General features: G+C 60.9%; 26 protein-coding genes. 22 read left to right on the top strand and 4 right to left on the bottom strand.

The annotated features are described in order from the left end of the window. Positions 1 to 73: 73 nt before the first annotated feature. The 5 genes from HMPREF2993_RS10250 to HMPREF2993_RS10230 all read left to right on the top strand — a co-directional run bounded on the left by HMPREF2993_RS10250 (position 74) and on the right by HMPREF2993_RS10230 (position 4,773). A complete protein-coding gene (locus HMPREF2993_RS10250; RefSeq protein WP_070702213.1) occupies positions 74 to 2,077 on the top strand; it encodes a sucrose-specific PTS transporter subunit IIBC in 2,004 nt (667 codons plus the stop codon). A gap of 458 nt (positions 2,078 to 2,535) precedes the next feature. Beyond that, positions 2,536 to 2,904: a 50S ribosomal protein L14 gene (gene rplN, locus HMPREF2993_RS10245; protein WP_070527799.1), complete on the top strand. Its 369-nt coding sequence runs from the start codon at positions 2,536 to 2,538 to the stop codon at positions 2,902 to 2,904. 4 nt (positions 2,905 to 2,908) lie between these two features. After that, the gene (gene rplX / locus HMPREF2993_RS10240) at positions 2,909 to 3,223 is read left to right on the top strand and encodes a 50S ribosomal protein L24 (protein ID WP_005527724.1); all 315 of its coding nucleotides are present in this window, start codon (positions 2,909 to 2,911) and stop codon (positions 3,221 to 3,223) included. 1 nt (position 3,224) lies between these two features. Further along, positions 3,225 to 3,776: a 50S ribosomal protein L5 gene (gene rplE / locus HMPREF2993_RS10235; protein ID WP_046648471.1), complete on the top strand. Its 552-nt coding sequence runs from the start codon at positions 3,225 to 3,227 to the stop codon at positions 3,774 to 3,776. A gap of 211 nt (positions 3,777 to 3,987) precedes the next feature. Then, positions 3,988 to 4,773 carry a formate/nitrite transporter family protein gene (locus HMPREF2993_RS10230; protein WP_070511317.1) on the top strand — a complete coding sequence of 262 codons (786 nt, stop codon included), beginning with the start codon at positions 3,988 to 3,990 and terminating at the stop codon, positions 4,771 to 4,773. On the opposite strand, the gene fdhD is transcribed toward HMPREF2993_RS10230, so the two are convergent. Both fdhD and HMPREF2993_RS10220 read right to left on the bottom strand, forming a co-directional pair. Further along, positions 4,742 to 5,593 carry a formate dehydrogenase accessory sulfurtransferase FdhD gene (fdhD, locus tag HMPREF2993_RS10225; RefSeq protein ID WP_070702211.1) on the bottom strand — a complete coding sequence of 284 codons (852 nt, stop codon included), beginning with the start codon at positions 5,591 to 5,593 and terminating at the stop codon, positions 4,742 to 4,744. The two genes, HMPREF2993_RS10230 and fdhD, sit on opposite strands and share 32 nt — an antisense overlap. Continuing rightward, on the bottom strand, positions 5,590 to 5,838 hold the full coding sequence (locus HMPREF2993_RS10220) for a DUF6457 domain-containing protein (protein WP_070702209.1): 249 nt from the start codon (positions 5,836 to 5,838) through the stop codon (positions 5,590 to 5,592). Before HMPREF2993_RS10220 ends, fdhD begins: the two co-directional genes overlap by 4 nt. A gap of 310 nt (positions 5,839 to 6,148) precedes the next feature. On the opposite strand from HMPREF2993_RS10220, the gene rpsH reads away from it, so the two are divergent. The 6 genes from rpsH to rplO are packed head-to-tail and all read left to right on the top strand — an operon-like array spanning position 6,149 to position 8,797. Beyond that, positions 6,149 to 6,532: a 30S ribosomal protein S8 gene (gene rpsH / locus HMPREF2993_RS10215; RefSeq protein ID WP_049157329.1), complete on the top strand. Its 384-nt coding sequence runs from the start codon at positions 6,149 to 6,151 to the stop codon at positions 6,530 to 6,532. A 14-nt stretch (positions 6,533 to 6,546) separates the two neighbouring features. Continuing rightward, the gene (gene rplF / locus HMPREF2993_RS10210) at positions 6,547 to 7,083 is read left to right on the top strand and encodes a 50S ribosomal protein L6 (RefSeq protein ID WP_049157327.1); all 537 of its coding nucleotides are present in this window, start codon (positions 6,547 to 6,549) and stop codon (positions 7,081 to 7,083) included. 3 nt (positions 7,084 to 7,086) lie between these two features. Beyond that, complete coding sequence (rplR, locus tag HMPREF2993_RS10205; RefSeq protein ID WP_046648465.1) at positions 7,087 to 7,488, top strand: 50S ribosomal protein L18; 402 nt, start codon at positions 7,087 to 7,089, stop codon at positions 7,486 to 7,488. Between the two features lie 40 nt (positions 7,489 to 7,528). Next, entirely contained in the window at positions 7,529 to 8,155 is a 627-nt protein-coding gene (gene rpsE, locus HMPREF2993_RS10200; RefSeq protein ID WP_046648464.1) for a 30S ribosomal protein S5, read from the top strand. A 3-nt stretch (positions 8,156 to 8,158) separates the two neighbouring features. Further along, on the top strand, positions 8,159 to 8,344 hold the full coding sequence (gene rpmD / locus HMPREF2993_RS10195; protein WP_010189565.1) for a 50S ribosomal protein L30: 186 nt from the start codon (positions 8,159 to 8,161) through the stop codon (positions 8,342 to 8,344). Positions 8,345 to 8,347: 3 nt separating this feature from the next. Next, positions 8,348 to 8,797, top strand: coding sequence for a 50S ribosomal protein L15 (gene rplO, locus HMPREF2993_RS10190; protein WP_070511323.1), 450 nt, complete (start codon positions 8,348 to 8,350; stop codon positions 8,795 to 8,797). Positions 8,798 to 9,133: 336 nt separating this feature from the next. Here rplO and HMPREF2993_RS10185 read toward each other — a convergent pair whose 3' ends face one another. Together HMPREF2993_RS10185 and HMPREF2993_RS10180 are read right to left on the bottom strand one after the other, a co-directional pair. Beyond that, positions 9,134 to 10,615 carry an FAD-binding oxidoreductase gene (locus HMPREF2993_RS10185; RefSeq protein ID WP_070702207.1) on the bottom strand — a complete coding sequence of 494 codons (1,482 nt, stop codon included), beginning with the start codon at positions 10,613 to 10,615 and terminating at the stop codon, positions 9,134 to 9,136. A 17-nt stretch (positions 10,616 to 10,632) separates the two neighbouring features. Then, complete coding sequence (locus tag HMPREF2993_RS10180) at positions 10,633 to 11,940, bottom strand: class I SAM-dependent methyltransferase (protein ID WP_070702205.1); 1,308 nt, start codon at positions 11,938 to 11,940, stop codon at positions 10,633 to 10,635. A 381-nt stretch (positions 11,941 to 12,321) separates the two neighbouring features. On the opposite strand from HMPREF2993_RS10180, the gene secY reads away from it, so the two are divergent. From secY to truA, 11 genes are all read left to right on the top strand, one after another. After that, complete coding sequence (gene secY / locus HMPREF2993_RS10175; RefSeq protein ID WP_046648460.1) at positions 12,322 to 13,647, top strand: preprotein translocase subunit SecY; 1,326 nt, start codon at positions 12,322 to 12,324, stop codon at positions 13,645 to 13,647. Then, positions 13,647 to 14,192 carry an adenylate kinase gene (locus HMPREF2993_RS10170; protein WP_046648459.1) on the top strand — a complete coding sequence of 182 codons (546 nt, stop codon included), beginning with the start codon at positions 13,647 to 13,649 and terminating at the stop codon, positions 14,190 to 14,192. The genes secY and HMPREF2993_RS10170 overlap by 1 nt, the downstream gene beginning before the upstream one ends. A 15-nt stretch (positions 14,193 to 14,207) precedes the next feature. Continuing rightward, a complete protein-coding gene (gene map / locus HMPREF2993_RS10165) occupies positions 14,208 to 15,002 on the top strand; it encodes a type I methionyl aminopeptidase (protein WP_046648458.1) in 795 nt (264 codons plus the stop codon). A 51-nt stretch (positions 15,003 to 15,053) separates the two neighbouring features. Beyond that, the gene (locus tag HMPREF2993_RS10160; protein WP_070702203.1) at positions 15,054 to 15,845 is read left to right on the top strand and encodes a L,D-transpeptidase; all 792 of its coding nucleotides are present in this window, start codon (positions 15,054 to 15,056) and stop codon (positions 15,843 to 15,845) included. A 226-nt stretch (positions 15,846 to 16,071) separates the two neighbouring features. Continuing rightward, entirely contained in the window at positions 16,072 to 16,290 is a 219-nt protein-coding gene (infA, locus tag HMPREF2993_RS10155; protein ID WP_003854422.1) for a translation initiation factor IF-1, read from the top strand. 188 nt (positions 16,291 to 16,478) lie between these two features. Then, entirely contained in the window at positions 16,479 to 16,847 is a 369-nt protein-coding gene (gene rpsM / locus HMPREF2993_RS10150) for a 30S ribosomal protein S13 (protein WP_039673764.1), read from the top strand. 3 nt (positions 16,848 to 16,850) lie between these two features. Then, positions 16,851 to 17,255 carry a 30S ribosomal protein S11 gene (rpsK, locus tag HMPREF2993_RS10145; protein WP_010189540.1) on the top strand — a complete coding sequence of 135 codons (405 nt, stop codon included), beginning with the start codon at positions 16,851 to 16,853 and terminating at the stop codon, positions 17,253 to 17,255. Between the two features lie 21 nt (positions 17,256 to 17,276). Beyond that, positions 17,277 to 17,882: a 30S ribosomal protein S4 gene (gene rpsD / locus HMPREF2993_RS10140; protein ID WP_010189536.1), complete on the top strand. Its 606-nt coding sequence runs from the start codon at positions 17,277 to 17,279 to the stop codon at positions 17,880 to 17,882. Between the two features lie 69 nt (positions 17,883 to 17,951). Further along, positions 17,952 to 18,962, top strand: a complete 1,011-nt coding sequence (locus HMPREF2993_RS10135) for a DNA-directed RNA polymerase subunit alpha (RefSeq protein WP_010189530.1) — start codon at positions 17,952 to 17,954, stop codon at positions 18,960 to 18,962. A gap of 79 nt (positions 18,963 to 19,041) precedes the next feature. Beyond that, positions 19,042 to 19,542, top strand: a complete 501-nt coding sequence (gene rplQ / locus HMPREF2993_RS10130; protein ID WP_046648456.1) for a 50S ribosomal protein L17 — start codon at positions 19,042 to 19,044, stop codon at positions 19,540 to 19,542. 223 nt (positions 19,543 to 19,765) lie between these two features. Next, on the top strand, positions 19,766 to 20,626 hold the full coding sequence (gene truA, locus HMPREF2993_RS10125) for a tRNA pseudouridine(38-40) synthase TruA (RefSeq protein WP_070702201.1): 861 nt from the start codon (positions 19,766 to 19,768) through the stop codon (positions 20,624 to 20,626). The last annotated feature ends 32 nt before the right edge of the window (positions 20,627 to 20,658 follow it).

The following is a 20,658-nucleotide window of genomic DNA, read 5'->3' as shown; positions in this document are numbered from 1 at the left end:
GCTTTCTGTGGGGTGGCGTGTCTAATGGAAGGTGACACTACATAATTCATCTCACTCTAGGAGGCACGGCGGCATGGATCACTCACAAGTCGCGGAGCGAATCCTGAAAGCCATCGGCGGCGAAGACAACATCGTGGCGCTCGCGCACTGCGCCACCCGCCTGCGCATGGTGCTCAAAGACAGCAAGAAGGTCGACAAGGCTGCGCTGGAAAACGATCCGGACCTCAAGGGCATCTTTGAGGCCGGCGGTATGTTCCAGGTCATCGTTGGCCCGGGCGATGTCAACATCGTCTTCGACCAGCTCAACAAGATAACCACCAAGGACATCGCGGTCTCCACGGACAAGCTCAAGGACATCGCCGCCGATTCCGGCAACTGGTTCTCCCGCGCGGTGAAGGTCCTCGCGGATATCTTCGTGCCGCTCATCCCGATTCTGGTCGGTGGCGGTCTGCTCATGGCGCTCAATAACGTGCTTACCGTCAACGGCCTTTTTGGCGAGCAGTCAGTCATTGAGATGTTCCCGGCTATGGCCGATGTTGCCGGGCTTATTAACCTCTTGGCCTCCGCGCCGTTTGCGTTCTTGCCTGTTTTGGTGGGCTTTACCGCCACCAAGCGTTTTGGCGGCAACGAGTTCCTCGGCGCCGGCATGGCTATGGCGATGGTGATGCCGGACTTGGTCAACGGTTACCAGGTAGCCGCGACCATCGAAGCGGGGGAGATGACCTACTGGAACATCTTCGGCCTCGACGTGGCCCAAGCCGGCTACCAAGGCTCCATCCTGCCCATCCTCGTCATCGCCTGGATTCTTGCCACGATTGAGAAGTTCCTGCACAAGCACCTCAAGGGCACGGTGGACTTCCTGCTTACCCCGCTGCTGACGTTGCTGGTGACGGGCTTTATCACCTTTATTGCGGTGGGTCCGGTGCTGCGCACCGCTGGCGACATGCTGGGTGCTGGCCTGAATGACCTCTACACGTTCGCCGGCCCGGTGGGCGGCTTCATCTTTGGTCTCTTCTATTCGCCGATCGTCATCACGGGTCTGCACCAATCCTTCCCGCCGATTGAGACGATGCTGTGGAACGAGGGCGGCTCCTTCATCTTTGCGGTGGCTTCCGTGGCCAACATTGCCCAGGGTGGTGTGGCCCTGGCGGTCTACTTCCTGGCCCGCTCTGAGAAGCTCAAGGGCCTGTCTGGTGCTTCGGGTGTGTCGGCGCTCTTCGGCATCACCGAGCCCGCCATCTTCGGTGTGAACCTGCGACTGCGCTGGCCGTTCTACATCGGTATGGGCGCGTCCGCGATTGCTGCGACGCTCATTGCGCTTTTCGACGTCAAAGCCACCGCCCTCGGCGCCGCCGGCTTCATCGGCTTCGTGTCCATGCGCCCCGAGGACTACACGCAGTTCTTCATTTGCGCCTTTACCTCTTTGTTCCTTTCCTTCGGCGTGGCCTTTGCTTATGGCCGTTACCTGATTGCCAAGAACGGTTCCATCGACCCGGATGAGACCGGTGCTGCCACTGGTGCCGGCGGCGCTGTGCCTGCTGCCACCGCGGACCCGAACGCCTATCGCGTGGCTTCCCCGCTGGCTGGTACTGCTATCGCTTTGGAGTCGGTCTCGGATCCGATGTTCGCGGCGGGCAAGCTAGGCGCCGGCGCGGCCGTCGAACCCTCCGAGGGGCGTCTGGTCTCCCCGATCGACGGTAAGGTCACCGTCACCTTCCCCTCCAAACACGCGTATGCCGTGCGCGGCAAGGACGCCGACGGCAACAACGTGGACATCCTCATGCACATCGGGTTCGATACCGTGAACCTGAAGGGCGAACACTTCACCTCGCACGTCTCCAAAGGCGATGAGGTGAAGGCTGGCGACCTGCTGTGCGAGTTCGATATCGAGGCAATCAAGGCCGCCGACTACCCGGTAACCACGCCGGTCGTCGTCTCCAACTCGAAGAAGACGGGTCCGGTCCTCCCGGCCTATGCCGCGGGCGAGGAGATCTCCTTCGGCGATGAGCTTCTGACGGTGGACCCGAAACCAGAGCCTGCAGCTGAAACTGCCGCCGCCTCAGCGGAGAAGGCCTAGGAGCTCCGGCCACGGCGAAGGCCTAAAGCCCTCGCCCGCCGCTCCTAAAAGTGCAGACCTGGAAGTGCAGATGTGCAGGAGGGCGTCGTCAAGCGCCAAGCAGTGCTTAGCGACGACCAGCAGGTCTGCACTTCCAGGTCTGTACATTTGCGTCTTAGGGGGGCGCATGCGCGAGGGGGACATGCCGATGGGGGCCTCGTCGGGCAGCCGGGGTGTGCCATGGAGCAGGGAAGTGGTGCAGCGCGCGATTTGGGGAAACGGCGGCGAGCATGCTTGAATGTATGGGTTGCATATGGCCGGTCGGTGCAGCGCGATGCGTTTCCGAATCGCCGCACCGAGACCCTTCGACCGCTGTGAACAGCGAGTTCGTCGCACAGCCTGTGCCACGTAAGCAAGTAGACCAGGTGTGTCAAGGACGGAAATCTTGACGCACGTTAATCCAGGTCAGGAGACCCATAGTGATTCAGCAAGAATCGCGTCTGCGCGTCGCCGACAACTCCGGTGCACGAGAGATCCTCGTCATCCGCGTTCTCGGCGGCTCCGTTCGACGTTTCGCTGGCATTGGTGACATCGTCGTCGCCACTGTCAAGGAAGCCATCCCGGGTGGCAACGTAAAGGAAGGCGACATCGTCAAGGCCGTCATCGTCCGTGCCAAGAAGGAGACCCGTCGTCCGGACGGCTCCTACATCGCATTCGATGAAAACGCCGCAGTTATTCTCAAGGGTGACAACGAGCCGCGCGGTACCCGCATCTTCGGCCCGGTTGCTCGCGAACTTCGTGACAAGCGCTTCATGAAGATCGTTTCTCTCGCACCGGAGGTGATCTAGTCTTATGAAGATTCATAAGGGCGATATGGTGATCGTTATTTCGGGCCCGGACAAGGGCGCGAAGGGCAAGGTCATCGAGGCATACCCGAAGCGCGACAAGGTCCTCGTTGAGGGCGTCAACCGCGTCAAGAAGCACGTTGCTAACTCTGCTACCGAGCGTGGTGCCGAGTCCGGCGGAATCGTTACCCAGGAAGCTCCGATCCACGTGTCCAACGTTGCGATCGTTGACTCCGAGGGCAACCCGACCCGCGTGGGCTACCGTTTCGACGAAAACGGCAAGAAGGTCCGCATCGCACGTAGCAACGGGAAGGACATCTAACATGAGCGAGAACTACACTCCGCGTCTGAAGACCCGCTACCGCGAGGAAATCAAGAAGGCTCTGAACGAAGAGTTCAAGTACGACAATGTGATGCAGATTCCGGGCGTCACCAAGGTCGTTGTCAACATGGGTGTGGGCGACGCTGCCCGCGACTCCAAGATGATCAACGGTGCTCTCGAGGACCTTACCGCTATCACCGGCCAGAAGCCGCAGGTACGCCGCGCTAAGAAGTCCATCGCTAACTTCAAGCTCCGTGAGGGCATGCCCATCGGTGCACGCGTTACCCTGCGCGGCGACCGTATGTGGGAGTTCCTGGACCGCCTGCTGACCATCGCGCTGCCGCGTATTCGCGACTTCCGCGGTCTCTCCGACCAGCAGTTCGACGGCCACGGCAACTACACCTTCGGCCTCACCGAGCAGACCATGTTCTACGAGATCGACATCGACAAGGTGGACCGCCCGCGTGGTATGGACATCACCGTCGTGACCTCCGCTACCAACGACGAGGAGGGCCGCAAGCTCCTGCGCGAGCTCGGCTTCCCGTTCAAGTAACGTAGCGAATTCTTCCGCCTAATACATAGGTGAAGAGCATCCCCGGTACTCCGTAAGGAGGCCGGGGATTTTTGCGCTTGCATGCCTTTTGGGTCAGGACGGAGATATTGCGTTCTAGGGGCAAGGCAGAGTCATCGCTTCCTATGAGGTTCGAACAAGCGGGGAGTAAACTACTGGCGTCTGCGAACTAACGATTCCCCTGAGGTGAATGATGTCCCTGAATGATGCTTCGGCAGCCGCGGTAAAGAAAAAGGTTGCGTTGCTCGACGAGTCCTTTGGCCGGTTCGCTGTGCGCTCCACCCTGGCGGGTGTGTACCTCGCCATCGGTACGGCGTTTGCTGCGGTGATGGGGATGGGCGTCGAGAAGCATGTGGAAGGCCTGGGCTCGCTGGTCTTTGCCTGCCTGTTCGGCTTGGGCCTTTTTGCCATCGTCCTTCTTGGCGCGGAGCTGGCTACCGGCAACATGATGTACATGGTCTATGGTGCCGTGACTAAGCAGGTGGGTTGGGGCAAGGGCCTGTGGCTGCTCGTGGTGACGACGCTGTTCAACCTGGTTGGTGCCGCCTTGTTCGCTGCGGCCATGGGAATGTCCGCCAAGCTGGGCGGAATCGATCCGAACCATCTCATTGCCAACCTCGCGATGGGCAAGCTCATCAAGGGCCCCGGCGGACTGCTGGTGGAGGCCATGCTGGCCAACTTCGTGGTCAACATGGCTATCGTCGGCGCGGTCTTTGCCAAGGATGTGGTGTCCAAGTTCTTCGTCATCGTGCCGATCATCGCCTGCTTTGTGGGCCTAGGCCTGGAGCACGTTATCGCCAACTTCTGCCTGATGACCTTGACCTTCTTCTGTGCGAGCCCGCTGCCTGAGGGGTTTACTCTCGGTGCGGTCCTGGCCAACTGGTCCATCGTGTGGGTGGGAAACCTCATCGGCGGCGGCTTCCTTATTGGCGGCGTGTACGCCTGGCTTAACTCTGGCCCGGAAGCGTACCGCGATTAAGTTCGCCCGAGTAGAGGTTGAAGCGGTCGCCGCGCGCGAAGCCAACCAGCGCCATGCCGGTCTCCCGGGCGGTTTCCACGGCTAGGGAGGAAGCGGCGGAGACCGCAACGAGCATGCCGAAGCCGGCCATGGCAGCTTTGTTGACCAGCTCGAAGCTCGCACGCGAGCTCATCACCAGGATGAGGTCGGAGGCGGGGAGCATGCCTTCCATGAGCAGGTGGCCAATGACCTTGTCGGCCGCGTTGTGGCGGCCCACGTCCTCGCGGACGACGACGGGCTCGCCGTCGAGAGTAAAGGCCCCAGCGGCGTGAATGCCGCCGGTCTTGCGGAACTGTTTCTGCTCCCGCTTGAGGGCCTCGGGCAGCGTGGCGACGACCCCCGGATCCACCGGCACCCGCGGAATCTCGTAGCGGCTCTGCTTCATCAGCGCCTCGATGGAGGAGGTGCCGCACACCCCGCAGGCGGATGTGGTGGTGGTCAGGCGCAGATCAGCCAGCGTGATGGCGTGCGGGTTAGCCAGCTCCACATCGAGCAGATTATAGGGGTTGCGCCCGTCCACCGAGGCGCCAGCGCAATAGCGGGCCTCCCGGACATCGCTGACCTTCTCGATGTGTCCTTCGGAATGAAGAAAACCATGCGCTAGCTCGACGTCGTGTCCCGGCGTGCGCATCGTCGTCGTCAGCGTCTGCCCGCCCACGCGGATCTCCAGCGGCTCTTCGCCGGCGACGGTATCGCCGCGGGTATCTACCTGGGTGACCTGCCCGTTCTCATCGAGGCGCACCTTGGTTACGGCAAAGGTGGCGTTGATGCGCCCGCTCATCGGTTAAGGGCCTCCTTCAATGTGGCGATGTGGGCGCGGGCCTCAGCGGTGTCCTTGGACGCGAGCCCCACCAGGTAAGCCGTTAGGGGAGCGGCAGGGCGGGACTGGGTGTGGGCAACATCCTTGGTCAAATCCAGCAACTCAGTGACGAGGGCGGTGGCGTCGGTCGGGGAGACGTCGAGAAGCTCGGCGGCCTCCTGGAGCCATTGGTGGGCGGTGCGGATGGGGTCGGGTGTTTCACTCATGACTTCTCATGCTAACGCGTTTTGGAAAACAGCATGTCAACGGGTAGAGTAAGCCGACGGACTTGCATTTTTCCACTCCTGCGCCACGAAAACAGCGCAGGAGGTGCGGAAACGTGCCAAGCCGGAAGAATTGAACACATCTACTTTGTTGTAGGCCCCTCGCCGTAGATAGCGGACCGTTGTCTGTATCAAAGGGTGGCGAGCGCCTCGCGGTATTGACCGCGGGGAGCGTGAGTAGCCCGAAATCACACGGAAAACGCTTTGGTGAGCATTACGGGAACCGCAACGAGAAAGGTTACAGGTCACTCATATGACTATGACTGATCCTATTGCCGACATGCTGTCGCGCGTGCGCAACGCATCTAATGCGCACCACGACGTCGTGTCGATGCCGACCTCCAAGATCAAGGCGAACATCGCTGAGATCTTGAAGCAGGAAGGCTACATCGCTGACTACTCCGTCGAGGGCCACGAGCTGACCCTCGAGCTTAAGTACAACAACCGTGAGCGTTCCCTCTCGGGTCTGCGTCGCGTGTCTAAGCCGGGTCTGCGTGTGTACGCAAAGTCCACCGAACTGCCGCAGGTTCTGGGCGGCCTGGGCGTGGCCATTATTTCCACGTCTCAGGGTCTGCTTACCGACCGTCAGGCTCAGGAGAAGGGTGTAGGCGGAGAAGTTCTCGCCTACGTCTGGTAAGGGAGGATTGACACATGTCTCGTATCGGTCTAGCACCTATCGCCGTCCCGAAGGGCGTCGAGATCACCATCAACGGCCAGGTTGTCAACGTTAAGGGTTCCAAGGGCACCCTCGAGGTTGAGCTGCCGGAGCCGATCACCGCAGCCGTCGAGGACGATGAGATCAAGGTCTCCCGTCCGGATGACGACCGCAAGAACCGCGCCCTGCACGGTCTATCCCGCTCCCTGGTCAACAACGCCGTTGTTGGCGTGACCGAGGGCTACACCAAGAAGATGGAAATCTTCGGTGTCGGTTACCGTGTCCAGCAGAAGGGCAAGGACCTGGAGTTTTCTCTGGGCTACTCCCACCCGATCCTCATCGAGGCTCCGGAGGGCATCACCTTCGCTGTGGATGGCGCAACCAAGCTCTCCGTATCTGGTATTGACAAGCAACTGGTTGGACAGGTCGCCGCGTACATCCGCCGCCTGCGTAAGGACGATCCTTACAAGGGCAAGGGTATTCGCTACGACGGCGAGCAGGTCCGCCGCAAGGTCGGAAAGACGGGTAAGTAAGCAATGGCTAACACTGAAAACGCAAAGCGCACCCCGGTTGGCAAGGACATTTCCTCGCGTCGTCGTGAAGCACGCGCGCGCCGCCACTTCCGCATCCGTAAGACCCTCCGCGGCACCCCTGAGGCACCGCGTCTGGTCGTTCACCGCTCCTCCCGCCACATGCACGTTCAGGTCATCGACGACCTGGCCGGCCACACCCTGGCTGCCGCTTCCTCCATGGAAGCCGACGTGCGTGCACTCGAGGGCGATAAGAAGGCCAAGGCTGCCAAGGTAGGCCAGCTCATCGCTGAGCGCGCCAAGGCTGCTGGCATCGAGCAGGTCGTCTTCGACCGTGCAGGCTACAAGTACCACGGCCGCGTTGCTGCGCTGGCCGACGCCGCTCGCGAAGGTGGTCTGCAGTTCTAATGATTAAGGCATACGGAAACATCAACGGAAGGAACGCCTAATGTCGGACCGTGAACAGCGTGACGGCGGACGCTCCGCCGAGAACAACAACGACCGCAAGGGTCGCAACAACGGCCGTCGTAACGACCGCCGCAACCAGCAGGACAACGAGCGCGATAAGTACATCGAGCGCGTTGTGACCATCAACCGCGTCGCTAAGACCGTTAAGGGTGGCCGCAACATGTCCTTCACCGCTCTCGTCGTCGTTGGCGACGGCCAGGGCATGGTGGGCGTCGGCTACGGCAAGGCCAAGGAAGTCCCGGCCGCAATCCAGAAGGGTGCAGAAGAGGCTCGCAAGAACTTCTTCCGCGTCCCGATGATTGCTGGCACCATTACCCACCCGGTTGAGGGTCGCGACGCAGCTGGCATCGTCATGATGAAGCCGGCCGCTCCGGGTACCGGTGTCATCGCCGGCGGTGCTGCTCGTCCGGTGCTTGAGTGCGCTGGCGTGCAGGACATTCTGTCGAAGTCCCTGGGCTCCGACAACGCTCTCAACGTCGTCCGCGCTACCGTGGACGGCCTCAAGCAGCTGGTTCGTCCGGAGGAAGTTGCCGCACGTCGTGGCAAATCCCTCGAGGACGTCGCACCGGCCCAGATGCTGCGCAAGCGCGCAGGTCAGGAGGCATAAGCAATGGCTCTGAAGATTACTCAGGTAAAGGGCCTTGTGGGCACCAAGCCGAACCACCGCGCAAACATGGAGTCGCTTGGTCTCAAGCGCATCGGTCACTCTGTAGTTAAGCAGGACACCCCGATCATCCGCGGTATGGTTCACAAGGTGCGTCACCTGGTCACCGTCGAAGAAGTGGCAGGGGAGTAAACCATGGCTGATATCATCAAGCTCCACGACCTGCGCCCGGCCGCAGGCTCCAACAAGCCCAAGACCCGCGTCGGCCGCGGTGAGGCATCCAAGGGTAAGACCGCTGGTCGCGGTACCAAGGGCACCGGTGCTCGTAAGCAGGTTTCCGCTGCTTTCGAGGGTGGCCAGATGCCGATCCACATGCGTCTGCCGAAGCTCAAGGGCTTCAAGAACCCGAACCACGTTGAGTACCAGGTAGTCAACGTTGCTGACCTCGCAGAGGCTTTCGCTAACGGTGGCGACGTCACCGTTGCGGACATCGTCGCTGCTGGCCTGGTTCGCAAGAACCAGCCGGTCAAGGTTCTGGGCAACGGCGACATCAACGTTAAGTTGAACGTCACCGCTGACAAGTTCTCCAAGTCTGCTGTCGAGAAGATCGAGGCTGCTGGCGGCACCGCCACCGCAACCAAGTAATTCTCTTACAGGCTCTGCGAGAGCCACCGCCCTCCCGCGGCGCCACCTTTCGGTGGCCTTCGGGAGGGCTTTGGTGTTTTCGGGCCACGCCAGCAGGCCGCAGAAGGCATTAGTATCTTTTGAGGGGCGCCTTATGGCTTGAGGGTTATGTGTTGACCTGGGGGTTTGCATCAGGAGGGGCGCAAAAGGCATTAGTACCTTTTGAGGGGCACCTTATGGCTTGAGCGTTATGTGTTGACCTGGGGATTTACCCCGCGGGCCCCGCAAAAGGCATCTCTCAAAAGGTATTAATGCCTTTTGAGAGGAACCTTATGGTGAGAAATTTATGCGGGGGCGTTAGGCGTCGTTGACCGTCTTCTCGTAGAGGCCCGGGAAGCGATCATCAGGGTCGGTCACGGCCTTGATGCGCTCCGGCAGGTCGCCGCCGTAGAGCTCGGCAAATTCTTCGGGGGAGTAGAAGGCCTCTGAGTACAGGGATTTATGTCCGCCGAGTTCGCTGACCTTGGCCTCGATGAGGCGGTTAAAGGCGCCATTGCCTGGGGCGGAGGGGTTGACGTGATTGCCCTCGACACCGGACCAAAAACCGACGTTGATCCAGGTCTGTCCTGGGCGCAGGGGGTAGAGCGGCCACGGGGCCGGGGAATCGGCGGCAAGCGAGCCGGTGCCGATGAGGTCCTCCACGCCCTCGCGCAGCCGAATCGGACAGAGCCACACCGGTTGGATATCGGAGGCTTGGAAGAACCAATCCAAGAATTTCGGCAGATTGTCCGGTGTGACCTCGATGTCCTGGACCACGCGCTCGCCGCGGGGCAGACCCTTCGGCTTCTTGATGAAGTTGTACTCCAGCTCGTACTTGCGGTCTAGGCGCACGAGCTTCCAGTAGAAGGAACTACGACGCAGCTGTCGCGGCCACACCTTGCGGACGCGCGGGTTTTGCGCGCCGAACGCGCGCGAGCACCAGAACCAATCCGTGTCCCAGCGCCAGATGTAGTCGCGCACCGTGAGGCGGTCGCGCCGGATCCCGCGCGTGTGCTGGAGGCTGCGATAAAAGATTTTCTCCCGCGTGTAGTCCGAGGTTGGCCCTTCCACATCCGTAAAACGGGCCATGACGAGGTATGACTCCTCCGGTGAGAAGACCACGCCATCGAGGCCGTGGACCTCGACGTCGTCGTAGGTGCGGGTGCGGGAGACGTCGTCAAGCGCGTGCGTGAGTGAGTTGAGGTCGTTGAAGCGCACCTGACGCAGCTCCACGTAAGGCTTGACCGCGCGCAGCTCAATCTTGAGGCGCACCGCATAGCCCAGCGAACCGTAGGAGTTGGGGAAGAGGCGGAAGAGATCGACGTTCTCCTCGCGTGAGCACGTGATAATCTCGCCCGTGCCGGTCAGGATGTCCATCTCTAGGACGGATTCATGCGGGAGTCCATCGCGGAAGCTCGTGGACTCCACTCCCATGCCCGTCACGGCGCCGCCCAGCGTAATCGTCTTGAGCTGTGGCACAACAAAGGGCATGAGGCCGTGCGGCAGGGTGGCGTCGACGAGGTCCTCGTAGGTGCACATGCCCTGGACCTCGGCGGTCTGTGCGATGGGATCGACCTCAATCACACCACCCAGGCCGGACACATCGAGGCCCGCCTGCTGCTCGCTGCGCCCGCGGAAGAGGTTCGAGGTCTTCTTCGCCAAACGTACGCGCTTATCCTTCGGCACCGCGTGGAAGCTACGCAGGAGCTTGTCGACGCCCTCCTCATGCGCCTTCCAGCCCACCGGCGGAATCTCTACTGCGTCGACGCTGCGGTGATTGCGGATGAGATCTGTCAACATAAAACTCCTTTAAGTCTTTAGAAGCGCGAATCTTCCCACCAGCGGCGCTCGGGCACGCCGGCGCGGGAGCCAGCATCACCCAGTTTGACGCCCAAGAAGTGGTACAGGTTGATGATGTTGTGCTCAAAGCCCCACTCGGAGCCGGCCATGTAGATGGCCCACAGGCGGGCAGTGGGAAGGCCCACTAGCGAGCAGGCCTCCTCCCAGTTCTCCTTGAGGTTTTCGCACCAATCATGCAGCGTGCGCATGTAGTCGAAGCGGAGGGATTCCGTGTGGACGACCTCGAAGCCGGCATCCTGCATGGACTTGGTAATGGTGCCGGATCCGGAAAGCTCGCCATCGGGGAAGATGTAGCGGTCGATGAACCCGCCTTTCGGCGTCTTGTGGTTATCCGGGTAGGTGATGCAGTGGTTGAGCATCACACCACCCGGCTTGAGCTTGCCGTGGAGGAAGCTGAAGAAGTCCAGGTAGTTCTTGACTCCGATATGCTCCAGCAGTCCAATGGCGGAGATGGCGTCGAAGCCTTCCTCGGTGACGTCGCGGTAGTCCAGGAAGCGGATTTCCGCCAGGTCTTCGAGACCCTCCTCCTTAATCTTGGCTTGGCCCCATTCAGCCTGTTCCTTGGACAAGGTCACACCGAGTGACTTCACGCCGCGCTTGGCGGCGTAGCGCACCATCCCGCCCCAGCCACAGCCGACGTCCAGGTGGCGGTCGCCCTCCTTGAGGCGCAGCTTGTCGAAGATGAGTCGGTACTTGTTTTCTTGGGCCTCGTCCAGCGTGGCGTCAGGGGAGGGGTAGTAGGCGCAGGTGTACGTCATCGAGTCGCCGAGGAAGAGCTCGTAGAAGTCGTTGCCCACGTCATAGTGATCGGAGATGACTTCTGCGTCGCGCTCCTTGGAGTGTTTGGACAGCCCCTCATGGAGCTTGCGGCGCAGCCACGAGGCACGCTCGACATCCGGGACCGGCTGGATTTGAAAAGCGCCCATCGAAGCCAAGGAACGCGCGACGCGGGCAAGGGTTTTCGCGTCCGGGCGGGAGAACTTGTCATACATTGCGTGCAAGGCGTCGAAGATGCCGTAGGGGTGTGCCGGGTGTTCCCCCTCGACGGTGATTCCGTCGGTGACGTAGGCGCGGGCGAAGCCTACATCGCCCGGGTGTGTGGCGATGTAGGCCAGACCCTGCAGGTTATTAATTTTGACGGTGAACTGCGCGTCGGCTGGGCCGGTTGCGGAACCGTCGAAAGCTTCCCAGCGGAAGGGGTTGGGGCTGGGAACGAAGGTATCGATGATCTCAGCCACGGTCATTGGGGAGAATCGCTTACTCATAAAACTACATACTACTTTCGGATTAAGGTTAGGCAGATAGAAGACGGCCATACTCTGTGGCGCCCCGGGGCGCCGCTTGAGAGGTCGAAAAGACGTAGAAATGTTGTAAGGACATTGCCTTAGGGCAACGCGGTCCATGGTAGGCCTCATGCGTCGATGGCGCTAAGGGGGAAACTAATCCGAGAAGGATAAGCCTGGTTTTCGCGGGGCCAATGTGGCGAAAGGGGGCGGGGCTGGTAGGGTAATGGGGTCAAAACTGTCCAAGCGTTCCTATGAAGGACCTTAAGAAGGTTCTTAACTTTTGGGAACAGATGAGATCCACCCCCGTGCGCGGCGAATTCGAACCGCACAGCAAGCGCGGTAGGCCAGGAGGATTGAGTAGTGTCCGCCATTTTGCAGGCTTTCAAAGATGCCGACCTGCGGAAGAAAATCATCTTCACGCTCGTGATGATTATTCTCTACCGCGTTGGCGCGCAGATCCCGTCGCCGGGCGTTGATTACGCCACCATCGCCGGTCGCCTTCGTGACCTTACGGAGGAGTCCGGAAACCTGTACTCGGTGATCAACCTGTTCTCCGGTGGTGCGCTGCTGCAGCTGTCGATCTTCGCCATCGGCATCATGCCGTACATTACGGCGTCCATTATCGTGCAGCTGCTCACCGTGGTTATTCCGCACTTCGAGCAGTTGAAGAAGGAGGGTCAGTCCGGTCAGGCGAAGATGACGCAATACACGCGTTACCTCACCCTTGCGCTGGCCCTGCTGCAGTCCGCGGGCATTGTGGCCTTGGCGGACCGCGAGCAGCTCCTGGGTCAGGGCGTGCGCGTCTTGGCGGAGGACCGTAACTTCTTCACCCTCGTCGTGCTCGTTATCACCATGACCTCTGGTGCGATCCTGGTGATGTGGATGGGTGAGCTGATTACGGAGAAGGGAATCGGCAACGGCATGTCGCTGCTGATTTTCGCCGGTATTGCTACCCGCCTTCCTACCGACGGCGTCAACATCTTCCAGAACAATGGTGGTCTGGTCTTCGCCATGGTTCTCACGGGCCTCATCGTTCTCGTCGCGGGCATTACCTTCATCGAGCAGGGCCAGCGCCGTATCCCGGTGCAGTACGCCAAGCGCATGGTGGGCCGCCGCCAGTACGGTGGTTCTTCAACCTACCTGCCGCTGAAGGTCAACCAGGCCGGCGTTATCCCGGTCATCTTCGCCTCCTCGCTGATCTACATGCCGGTGCTCATCACCCAGATCGTCAACTCCGGCTCCCCGGGTGTCTCCGATAACTGGTGGCAGCGCAACGTCATTGCTCACCTGCAAGCACCGAGCTCCTGGCAGTACATCGTCCTCTACTTTGTGCTCACCATCTTCTTCTCCTACTTCTACGTATCGGTTCAGTACGACCCTGCGGAACAAGCCGACAACATGAAGAAGTATGGTGGATTCATCCCGGGTATCCGCCCGGGCCGACCGACCGCCGAGTACCTAGGCTTCGTGATGAACCGCCTGCTGTTCGTCGGTTCGATCTACCTGGCGCTCATCGCTGTTCTGCCGAATATCCTCTTGGACCTCGGCGTGGGCACTGCAGGTGCCAGCGGCACCTCCGCCTTCGGTGGTACCGCCATCCTCATTATGGTCTCGGTTGCCTTGACTACGGTCAAGCAAATCGAGTCCCAGCTTCTACAATCCAACTACGAAGGACTGCTTAAGTAATGCGTTACGTACTCCTTGGCCCTCCCGGTGCCGGCAAGGGCACCCAAGCCGCCCTCCTCAGCGAGAAGCTCGGCGTTCCGCACATCTCCACCGGTGACCTCTTCCGCGCCAACATTGGTGAGGGCACCCCGCTTGGTGTAGAAGCCAAGTCCTACATCGATGCCGGCAAGCTGGTGCCGACTGACGTCACCGCCCGCATGGTAGAGGACCGCCTTAACCAGGATGACGCCAAGGAAGGTTTCCTCCTTGACGGCTTCCCGCGCACCGTGGAGCAGGCCGACATCCTGGCGAAGCTCCTTGACGACAAGGGCCTCAAGCTGGATGGCGTGTTGAACTTTGAGGTGTCCGAGGACGTCGTCGTCGAGCGCATGCTCGCCCGCGGTCGTGCAGACGACACCGAGGAGACCATCCGCACCCGCCTGGGCGTGTACCGCGAGGAGACCTTCCCGCTTATTGAGCACTACGGCGATGCCATCATCTCCGTGAAGGCTGAGGGTTCCGTTGAGGAGATCAACGAGCGCACCCTGAAGGCCATGGGCAAGTAATCTGCCTTTTAAGCCATGGCTTTTCGACGACGCACTAAAACCATCCCCGCCCGCACCCCAGGCGAGCTCGATGCCATGCAGGCGGCCGGCGAGATCGTCGGCCGCGCCCTGCAGGCGGTACGCGCTGCCGCAGCGGTGGGTGTGAGCACGCTGGAACTCGATGAGGTGGCCGAGCAGACCATCCGCGATGCCGGTGCCGTGCCCACCTTCAAGGGCTACGGCGGGTTCCCGGGTTCCATCTGCGCTTCCGTCAACGACGTCATCGTCCACGGCATCCCCAGCAAGGAAATGCTGCTGGCTGAGGGGGACCTGGTTTCCATTGACTGCGGTGCCACCCTCGACGGCTGGGTGGGGGATAGTGCGTGGACGTTTGGCGTCGGCAAGCTCAGCGCCGAAGCGCAGGCGCTGAGCGACGCCACCGAATGGGTCCTCCACGAGGGCCTCAAGGCGATGGTTCCGGGCAACCGGCTGACCGACGTCTCCGCTGCCCTCGAGCAGGCGACTTACCGCGCCGAGGATAAGTTCGGCGTCGCTCTCTTTATCGTCGATGGCTACGGCGGCCACGGCATCGGCCGAGAGATGCACGAGGAGCCCTACCTGGCCAACGAAGGTAAGGCAGGGCGCGGTCCCCTCATCCAGGAAGGTTCCGTGTTGGCCATTGAGCCGATGCTGACCCTGGGTACTGAGGACAGCGAGGTCTTAGAGGATGACTGGACCGTGGTAACCCTCGATGGATCGTGGTCGGCGCACTGGGAGCACACCGTCGCGGCGACGGAGAATGGTCCCCGAATCCTGACCCCGCGCTACTAAAACACGTCTTTCGGGTAGGAAATCATGGTCGGAAGGTTTATACTTCTTGCCATGTCTAAAATTCGCTCCCGCGCTGGTGCTCGCTCCCTACGCCGAGCCACCGCAATCGGCCTTCTGACCGCTACTCTCTCGGTCGCCCCGGCCGCACACGCACAGACGGTCCCCTCTATTGATTCCCTATCCTCCAACGTCCAGTCCCAGCTTGATGAGTTCGCTGGCCAGACCCGTGAGAACGCGTGGGCTAGCCGCAACCAAATGCTGGAAGCGCTGCAGAATGTTAACCCGCAGGCAGCCGATGCTCTTCGCCCAGTAATCGATGGCGCTATTGAGCTCGTCTTCCCGGGGCTGATTGATCAGAAGAACGCCGAGATTCGCGCTGCTCGTGAAGCTGAGGAGCGCGCCCACGCTGAGCAGATTGCTCGCGAGAAGGCCGCCGCTGAGGAAGCCGCGCGCAAGGCTGAGGCTGAGCGTCAGGCGCAGCGCTTCGATGTTGGCCCGTGCCCGGCAGATGCGCGTATCTGCGTGGACCGCGATGGCCGCCGTACCTGGCTGCAGGACGGCAACGGCAACGTCACCTACGTTGCGCAGGGCATGTCCACCGGTAAGCCGGGTGAGGAAACCCCGGCCGGCACGTACTACATCAACCGTAAGGTGAAGGACGAGATCTCGTGGGAATTCGGTAACGCACCGATGCCTTACGCAATGTACTTCACGAACAACGGCCACGCCTTCCACGAGGGCTCCCCGGCCTACCAGTCCAATGGCTGCGTGCGCCTGACCCACCAGGATGCCGTGCGCTACTGGAATGATGTGCCGATGGGCTCCAAGGTCTTCATCTACTAGGACGTAGCGGTGGGCAAGCCACCGCTAGACACCATTTGCCTCCCGCGCTTTAGTGCGACGGGAGGTTTCTGTATTTGGAAAACCCGTTCTCGCAGCGTATGCTTTAGTGCTGGTGTCTGTACGCAGCCGGATTGGCTGCTGAGGACACCAGGCAGTAGACACCAAACATGCAGGTGGAGGCGTCGCCAAGCGTGGCGAAAAGAACTCCATCAGAAAAGTAGAGGTTATGGCTAAGGAAGGCGCAATCGAGGTTGAGGGTCGCATCGTCGAACCCCTGCCCAACGCAATGTTCCGCGTCGAACTCGACAACGGGCACAAGGTTCTTGCCCACATCTCGGGCAAGATGCGTCAGCACTACATCCGCATCCTCCCAGAGGATCGCGTTGTTGTGGAGCTGTCTCCTTATGACCTGACCCGCGGACGCATCGTCTACCGCTACAAGTAAAGACTGTAAGCCTCCTCACCCACGGGACGCGCCCTTCGTGCGTCCTTTTTTACCTCAGGCTGCGATGGCCTGAGCCCACGCTGCTAAGCATGCCCACAGTTTCCCCGGCACGGCCCGGGTCGAAGCGTATGCGTGGCGGGGGACGGATGAGGAGAAAACCATCGTAACAACCCGAAAGGACTAGCCATATGGCACGTCTAGCTGGTGTTGACCTCCCGCGCAACAAGCGCATGGAGGTTGCTCTCACCTACATCTACGGCATCGGGCCTTCCCGTGCCAAGGAACTGCTGGAAAAGACCGGCATTTCTCCCGACCTGCGCACCGACAACCTCGACGACGATCAGCTGTCGGCGCTGCGTGACGTCATTGAAGCTACCTGGAAGGTCGAGGGTGACCTCCGCCGCCAGGTTCAGGCTGACATTCGTCGCAAGATTGAAATCGGTTGCTACCAGGGCATCCGCCACCGCCGTGGTCTGCCCGTTCGTGGTCAGCGCACCAAGACCAACGCTCGTACGCGCAAGGGTCCGAAGAAGACGATCGCAGGAAAGAAGAAGTAAAACATGCCACCCAAGACTCGTTCCGGCGCGCGCCGTGGTGGTCGTCGCGTCGTAAAGAAGAACGTGGCCGCTGGCCACGCATACATCAAGTCCACCTTCAACAACACCATCGTGTCCATCACGGACCCGCACGGTGCTGTCATCTCCTGGGCATCCTCCGGCCACGTCGGCTTCAAGGGTTCCCGTAAGTCCACCCCGTTCGCAGCGCAGATGGCTGCTGAGAACGCGGCCCGCAAGGCCATGGACCACGGTATGAAGAAGGTTGACGTTTTCGTCAAGGGTCCGGGCTCCGGCCGCGAGACCGCCATCCGTTCCCTGCAGGCTGCAGGCCTCGAGGTTTCCTCGATCACGGATGCCACCCCACAGCCGCACAACGGCTGCCGTCCGACCAAGCGCCGCAAGGTTTAAGGGAAAGGAAGAGGTAAGAAAATGGCTCGTTATACTGGCCCCGCTACCCGCGTATCCCGCCGTCTGCGCGTCGACCTGGTCGGCGGCGACATGGCATTTGAGCGTCGCCCGTACCCTCCGGGACAGGCTGGCCGCAACCGCATCAAGGAATCTGAGTACCTGCTGCAGCTCCAGGAGAAGCAGAAGGCCAAGTACACCTACGGTGTGCTGGAGCGTCAGTTCCGCCGCTACTACGCCGAGGCTAACCGCCTTCCGGGCAAGACCGGTGACAACCTCGTCGTTTTGCTCGAGTCCCGTCTCGACAACGTGATCTACCGCGCAGGTCTGGCCAACACCCGCCGCCAGGCTCGCCAGCTTGTCTCCCACGGTCACTTCACCGTGAACGGCAAGAAGATCAACGTTCCTTCCTTCCGCGTTACGCAGTACGACATCATCGATGTTCGTGAGCGTTCCCAGAAGATGGAATGGTTCGAAGAGGCTCAGGACCGCCTGGTTGACGCCAACGTTCCGGCGTGGCTGCAGGTCGTTCCGGACACCCTGCGCATCCTCGTGCACCAGCTGCCCGAGCGCGCTCAGATCGACGTTCCGCTGCAAGAGCAGCTCATCGTCGAGCTTTACTCGAAGTAATCCTTCGACACTTTCATCTTTACCCCTTCTACCGGCGTCAAATAGCGGGCGCCGACAAGGAGAAACTCCATGCTTATTTCCCAGCGTCCTCAGCTCACCGAGGAATTCATCGACTCGTCTCGCTCTAAGTTCGTTATCGAGCCGCTCGAGCCGGGCTTCGGTTACACCCTCGGTAACTCGCTTCGTCGCACGCTGCTTTCGTCCATCCCGGGCGCGGCAGTAACCTCCATCAAGATTGACGGTGTGCTCCACGAGTTCACCACCATCAATGGTGTGAAGGAAGACGTTTCCGAAATCATCCTTAACGTCAAGGGTCTGGTTCTGTCTTCCGACTCCGACGAGCCGGTGGTCATGTACCTGAGCAAGGAAGGCCCGGGTGAGGTCACTGCAGGCGATATCCAGCCGCCGGCCGGCGTGGAGATCCACAACTCGGATCTGCACATCGCATCGCTGAATGAGTCCGCCAAGCTGGAGATGGAACTCGTCGTCGAGCGCGGCCGTGGCTACGTCCCGGCTGCCGCCACCTCGGGAGAAATCGGCCGCATTCCGGTCGACCAGATTTACTCCCCGGTGCTGAAGGTCTCTTACAAGGTCGAAGCTACTCGTGTTGAGCAGCGCACTGACTTTGACAAGCTGATCATCGACGTCGAGACTAAGAACTCGATTTCCGCACGCGACGCCCTGGCTTCCGCCGGCGGCACCCTGGTCGAGCTCTTCGGCCTGGCTCGCGAGCTGAACACCGCTGCTGAGGGCATTGAGATTGGCCCGTCCCCGCAGGAGACGGAGTACATCGCCGCCTACAGCATGCCGATCGAGGATCTGAACTTCTCCGTCCGCTCCTACAACTGCCTGAAGCGTCAGGAGATCCACACCGTCGGTGAGCTCGCTGAGTGCACCGAATCGGACCTGCTGGATATCCGCAACTTCGGTCAGAAGTCGATCAACGAGGTAAAGATCAAGCTGGCTAACCTGGGCCTGGCCCTCAAGGACACCCCTGAGGACTTCGACCCGACCCAGCTCGAAGGCTACGACGCAGAGACCGGCGACTTCAAGGACCCGGCTTCCGACGATTCCGAGTAAAGAATTCCACTGAATCGTGACGGCGCGGCTTTTTGCGCCCCGTCGCGCGCTCAATTAATCCGCACACGAGGAGTACATAATGCCTACCCCCAAGAAGGGTCCGCGTCTCGGCGGCTCCGCCAGCCAGCAGAAGCACCTGCTGAGCAACATGGCAGCGAGCCTGTTCGAGCACGGCGCAATCAAGACCACCGACGCTAAGGCGAAGCTGCTTCGTCCTTACGCTGAGAAGATCATCACCAAGGCGAAGGCCGGCACCGTTGCTGACCGTCGCGCAGTGCTCAAGCTCATCCCGCACAAGGATGTTGTTGCCTACCTCTTCGACGAGCTGGCACCGAAGTTTGAGAACCGTGAGGGTGGCTACACCCGCATCATCAAGCTGGACAACCGCTCCGGCGACAACGCTCCGATGTCCCAGATCTCCCTCGTTCTCGAGGAGACCGTGACCTCCGAGGCAAACCGCGCTACTCGCGCTGCTGCTTCCAAGCAGGCTGAGGAAGCTAAGGCTGAAGAGGCTGAGGCTGAATCCGCTGAGGCTACCGAGGCTGAGGCTGAGGCTGAGGAGACCACCGAGGAGAAGTAATTCTTCTGAGGTCTAGGCAAGGCCCGCGCTCACCACTGCGGTGGGGCGCGGGCCTTTGTCGTTTTCTCCGCGCCACGGCGCAGAGAGGGGAGCCGTGCTCTGGATGAAGTACCGTTTTAACAAATAAGGGTCCAAGAATTGCACTTTTCAGGCCACTATTTGTTAAAACGGACCATCGACGTAGTCCCCACGGCAGATCGAGCGCACGGTATCATCAACCCCCATGAGTGAAAGCGTTCGCCTGCGACTGGACTTGGCCTATGACGGCACCGACTTCCACGGGTGGGCCCGTCAAAAGGACGGCCTTCGCACGGTACAGCAGACCATCGAGGAGAAGCTGGCCATGGTTTTGCGCCACCCGGTGGAGCTCACGGTGGCTGGGCGCACCGACGCGGGCGTGCATGCCAGCGGTCAGGTGGCGCACTTCGACACCACTCGCGCCGCACTAAGTCAGCGCAGCATCGATGGCGATCCCGCCAAACTGGTCCGGCGCTTGGCCAAGCTGCTGCCGGTCGACGTCCGCGTGCACGCCTGCACCGAGGTGTCGCACGATTTCGACGCACGTTTTTCCGCCCTGCGCCGCCATTACGTCTACCGCATCACCACTCATCCGCGCGGCGCGCTGCCGACCCGCGCTCGGGACACCGCAACGTGGCTCAAGCCGGTGGACCTGGACCTAATGCAGGCCGCCGCCGATCAGTTGGTGGGTCTCAACGATTTCGTGGCCTTCTGCAAGGCCAAGCCACACGCCACGACCATCCGCGAGTTGCTCGCCTTCGAGTGGAAGGACGTCTCAACGCCCGCAGAACCGAAGCTTTATGAGGCACACGTTAGCGCCGATGCCTTCTGTTGGTCCATGGTGCGCTGCCTCGTGGGATGCTGCCTGCGAGTGGGCGAAGGTTCCCGCGATGTGGAGTTCGCGGCCCAGATGCTTCAGGAAACCAGCAGGTCCTCCCAGATTCCCCTCGCCCCGGCCGCAGGGCTGAGCCTGGTTGGCGTGGACTATCCCGACGCAGACCAATTGGCTGCACGCGCGAAGATGACTCGCAGCCGTCGCGCTGCGGAGGACACGGAGTTGGGTTAATCTAGACCCCACTGCACCAGGGAGGGTGGTGC

The organism is Corynebacterium sp. HMSC068G04, assembly GCF_001814885.1.
GTDB classification, from domain to species: Bacteria; Actinomycetota; Actinomycetes; order Mycobacteriales; family Mycobacteriaceae; genus Corynebacterium; species Corynebacterium hiratae.
This window is presented reverse-complemented; position numbering and strand designations above follow the sequence as displayed.

Excerpts from the sequence above, each read along its gene's own strand:
- HMPREF2993_RS10250 (WP_070702213.1), top strand. The coding sequence starts at position 74 with ATGGATCACTCACAAGTCGCGGAGCGAATCCTGAAAGCCATCGGCGGC.
- rplX (WP_005527724.1), top strand. The coding sequence starts at position 2,909 with ATGAAGATTCATAAGGGCGATATGGTGATCGTTATTTCGGGCCCGGAC.
- rplE (WP_046648471.1), top strand. The coding sequence starts at position 3,225 with ATGAGCGAGAACTACACTCCGCGTCTGAAGACCCGCTACCGCGAGGAA.
- HMPREF2993_RS10230 (WP_070511317.1), top strand. The coding sequence starts at position 3,988 with ATGTCCCTGAATGATGCTTCGGCAGCCGCGGTAAAGAAAAAGGTTGCG.
- fdhD (WP_070702211.1), bottom strand. The coding sequence starts at position 5,593 with ATGAGCGGGCGCATCAACGCCACCTTTGCCGTAACCAAGGTGCGCCTC.
- HMPREF2993_RS10220 (WP_070702209.1), bottom strand. The coding sequence starts at position 5,838 with ATGAGTGAAACACCCGACCCCATCCGCACCGCCCACCAATGGCTCCAG.
- rpsH (WP_049157329.1), top strand. The coding sequence starts at position 6,149 with ATGACTATGACTGATCCTATTGCCGACATGCTGTCGCGCGTGCGCAAC.
- rplF (WP_049157327.1), top strand. The coding sequence starts at position 6,547 with ATGTCTCGTATCGGTCTAGCACCTATCGCCGTCCCGAAGGGCGTCGAG.
- rplR (WP_046648465.1), top strand. The coding sequence starts at position 7,087 with ATGGCTAACACTGAAAACGCAAAGCGCACCCCGGTTGGCAAGGACATT.
- rpsE (WP_046648464.1), top strand. The coding sequence starts at position 7,529 with ATGTCGGACCGTGAACAGCGTGACGGCGGACGCTCCGCCGAGAACAAC.
- rpmD (WP_010189565.1), top strand. The coding sequence starts at position 8,159 with ATGGCTCTGAAGATTACTCAGGTAAAGGGCCTTGTGGGCACCAAGCCG.
- rplO (WP_070511323.1), top strand. The coding sequence starts at position 8,348 with ATGGCTGATATCATCAAGCTCCACGACCTGCGCCCGGCCGCAGGCTCC.
- HMPREF2993_RS10185 (WP_070702207.1), bottom strand. The coding sequence starts at position 10,615 with ATGTTGACAGATCTCATCCGCAATCACCGCAGCGTCGACGCAGTAGAG.
- HMPREF2993_RS10180 (WP_070702205.1), bottom strand. The coding sequence starts at position 11,940 with ATGAGTAAGCGATTCTCCCCAATGACCGTGGCTGAGATCATCGATACC.
- HMPREF2993_RS10170 (WP_046648459.1), top strand. The coding sequence starts at position 13,647 with ATGCGTTACGTACTCCTTGGCCCTCCCGGTGCCGGCAAGGGCACCCAA.
- map (WP_046648458.1), top strand. The coding sequence starts at position 14,208 with ATGGCTTTTCGACGACGCACTAAAACCATCCCCGCCCGCACCCCAGGC.
- HMPREF2993_RS10160 (WP_070702203.1), top strand. The coding sequence starts at position 15,054 with ATGTCTAAAATTCGCTCCCGCGCTGGTGCTCGCTCCCTACGCCGAGCC.
- infA (WP_003854422.1), top strand. The coding sequence starts at position 16,072 with ATGGCTAAGGAAGGCGCAATCGAGGTTGAGGGTCGCATCGTCGAACCC.
- rpsM (WP_039673764.1), top strand. The coding sequence starts at position 16,479 with ATGGCACGTCTAGCTGGTGTTGACCTCCCGCGCAACAAGCGCATGGAG.
- rpsK (WP_010189540.1), top strand. The coding sequence starts at position 16,851 with ATGCCACCCAAGACTCGTTCCGGCGCGCGCCGTGGTGGTCGTCGCGTC.
- rpsD (WP_010189536.1), top strand. The coding sequence starts at position 17,277 with ATGGCTCGTTATACTGGCCCCGCTACCCGCGTATCCCGCCGTCTGCGC.
- HMPREF2993_RS10135 (WP_010189530.1), top strand. The coding sequence starts at position 17,952 with ATGCTTATTTCCCAGCGTCCTCAGCTCACCGAGGAATTCATCGACTCG.
- rplQ (WP_046648456.1), top strand. The coding sequence starts at position 19,042 with ATGCCTACCCCCAAGAAGGGTCCGCGTCTCGGCGGCTCCGCCAGCCAG.
- truA (WP_070702201.1), top strand. The coding sequence starts at position 19,766 with ATGAGTGAAAGCGTTCGCCTGCGACTGGACTTGGCCTATGACGGCACC.